Here is a 2,414-nt window from a genome sequence, read left to right on the forward strand (position 1 = left end):
CTACTGAAGTGGTATTGCGTTAACATTTTTATACACTTGTTATAACTTTGTTACAAATGTATTTTGTCGAATTCCCCTTATAGCAGATGCTTTTCCCCTTCTTGACGAAGCAATCAAAGTTTCCATTTATGAGACATTGCTCACTTAAAGTGCAAACGCTTTCGTCGTGTTGCAGTATTTTTTGCTTTTGTTTCCCACCATTTGTGGTTAATGTCGAAAAACGTCAAAAATGCGGTAACAGCTAGGGTTCATAACTGCATGAGCAAGATAATTCATAAATGGAAGCAAATTTCTCTGATTGAAGAAGACGTTGTGCTTCCTACAGGACAGGCAATTACGCACACCACAATCCATCATCCGGGTGCTGCGGTGATTCTCCCTATTACAGCGGAGGGTCACATTGTCCTTGTCCACCAATTTCGGCCTTCACTTAATAAATGGCTATTGGAACTTCCTGCTGGTACCAGAGAAGGCAACGAAGAGCCACTCTGCTGCGCCAAAAGAGAGCTAGAGGAAGAAACGGGGTTTAGTGCAGAGAAATTCACGTCTCTCGGCCAAGTCACCCCTCTTGCCGGATTTTGTGATGAGATACAGTATCTATTTGTTGCCGAAAAGCTCAATAAAACAAACCGTTACGAGTGCGATGAAGACGAAGTGATTGAGGTCGTCACCTTGTCAATCAAGCAACTCGAAGAAAAGATTGTCGATGGCACGATCACCGATGCCAAAACGATCGCTTGCTTAAGCAAAGCGCGCCTTTGCGGATATATTTAGGACTTTGACCAAGGAGACATTCATGGATTTTCGATCAGATACCGTTACACAGCCCACCCAAGCCATGCGAGAAGCCATGTTTAAGGCCCCCGTTGGGGATGATGTTTATGGTGATGACCCTACGGTCAATGAGCTTGAAAAATTTGCTGCGCAGCTTGCTGGTTTCGAAGCAGCTTTGTTTACCACTTCAGGCACTCAAGCCAATCTGCTCGGTTTAATGGCGCATTGCGAGCGGGGAGATGAATATCTATGTGGGCAACAAGCACATAACTACAAATACGAAGCTGGTGGCGCGGCGGTTTTGGGATCAATTCAACCTCAACCAGTCGAAAATAACCCAGATGGCACGCTACCATTTGATAAACTGGCTGCTGCGATTAAACCAGATGATTGTCACTTTGCTCGCACTAAGCTTCTCAGCTTAGAAAACACAATTAATGGTAAAGTACTACCTATGTCTTACTTAGCAGAAGCACGTGACTTCGTGAATAAACATAACTTGCAGATGCATCTAGATGGCGCTCGCGTTTTTAATGCAGCCGTTGCAATTGATGTTCCGGTAAAAGAGATCGGTCAGTACTTTGATTCAATGACGATCTGTCTGTCGAAAGGTCTGGCTGCCCCTGTTGGCTCGCTACTGCTTGGTAGCAAAGACTACATCGCAAAAGCACGTCGCTTAAGAAAGATGGTCGGCGGTGGTATGCGTCAAGCGGGTATTCTTGCCGCAGCAGGCAAACTTGCCCTTACCGAACAAGTGGAACAGCTAAAACAAGATCACATCAACGCAAAAACCTTAGCGGAAGGTTTAGCAGAACTGCCTGGTTTTTCAGTCAACCCTGAATTTGTTCAAACGAACATCGTGTTCGCGAAGCTTGCTCCTCAAGTGGACATAGTAAGTATCGCTGCGAAACTAAAGGAACAAAACATCACGATAACCCCTGGAAATCCAATTCGTTTTGTAACTCATAAAGATATTTCAGCGAAAGACATCGACACTTTCTTATCAAGTATAAAATCTCTACTTTAATTTGATTTTGATCATTGAGCTTCCCCTAAGGGGAAGCTTTATTGTATCGGCATGATTTTTAGCGAATAGATAACCTCCATGCTCAGATTTGTACTTCTAATCTCTTTTATTTTCTCTTCCGCTATCCATGCCGAGCCGTTTGGTAATGCTGATAAAGGTAAAATCAAATCACCTAGCTGTGTCTATTGTCACGGTGTTACAGGCATCGCAACGAACAACACCTATCCAAGCCTTGCTGGTCAAAACGCTCAGTACCTTTACAATGCAATGAAATCTTACCAAGCCGGTGAGCGTAAAGGGCCACTTGCAGAAATGATGGCAGCACAGTTAAAAATGTTAAATGATGAAGACCTTCGTGATGTCGCTGCTTTTTATGCAGAACAGACAGAAATCAAGTGATTAGATCACCTGCAGATGACTATGAAAGCTCGTGAATCATCCAAACTCAACGCATATTGAAACATTAACCCAACATTTGACCACAAAACAATCAAATTAACTTCACTTCAAATATTTGATGAATTTATAGTTCAACATAAGCATTAATATTGACTTTTTATTCTATTTTATCGATATTTCATGCTTTATTGAATTTGACGTGAAGTAAGTTATG

At 42.5% G+C, this 2,414-nt stretch carries 3 protein-coding genes; all 3 read left to right on the plus strand.

All coding sequences use genetic code 11. From position 1 onward, the window contains the following. Positions 1 to 258 precede the first annotated feature (258 nt). The 3 genes from CAG68_RS15915 (at position 259) to CAG68_RS15925 (ending at position 2,200) form a co-directional block, all read left to right on the plus strand. A complete protein-coding gene (locus CAG68_RS15915) occupies positions 259 to 774 on the plus strand; it encodes an NUDIX hydrolase (RefSeq protein WP_005375979.1) in 516 nt (171 codons plus the stop codon). A gap of 22 nt (positions 775 to 796) precedes the next feature. Next, complete coding sequence (ltaE, locus tag CAG68_RS15920) at positions 797 to 1,801, plus strand: low-specificity L-threonine aldolase (RefSeq protein ID WP_086047349.1); 1,005 nt, start codon at positions 797 to 799, stop codon at positions 1,799 to 1,801. Between the two features lie 78 nt (positions 1,802 to 1,879). Then, positions 1,880 to 2,200, plus strand: coding sequence for a c-type cytochrome (locus CAG68_RS15925; protein WP_054574302.1), 321 nt, complete (start codon positions 1,880 to 1,882; stop codon positions 2,198 to 2,200). Positions 2,201 to 2,414 lie beyond the last annotated feature (214 nt).

Origin of the sequence: Vibrio sp. V42_P2S4T144, assembly GCF_009904715.1 — a bacterium.
Taxonomy (GTDB): Bacteria; Pseudomonadota; Gammaproteobacteria; order Enterobacterales; family Vibrionaceae; genus Vibrio; species Vibrio alginolyticus.

Excerpts from the sequence above, each read along its gene's own strand:
- CAG68_RS15925 (WP_054574302.1), top strand. The coding sequence starts at position 1,880 with ATGCTCAGATTTGTACTTCTAATCTCTTTTATTTTCTCTTCCGCTATC.
- ltaE (WP_086047349.1), top strand. The coding sequence starts at position 797 with ATGGATTTTCGATCAGATACCGTTACACAGCCCACCCAAGCCATGCGA.
- CAG68_RS15915 (WP_005375979.1), top strand. The coding sequence starts at position 259 with ATGAGCAAGATAATTCATAAATGGAAGCAAATTTCTCTGATTGAAGAA.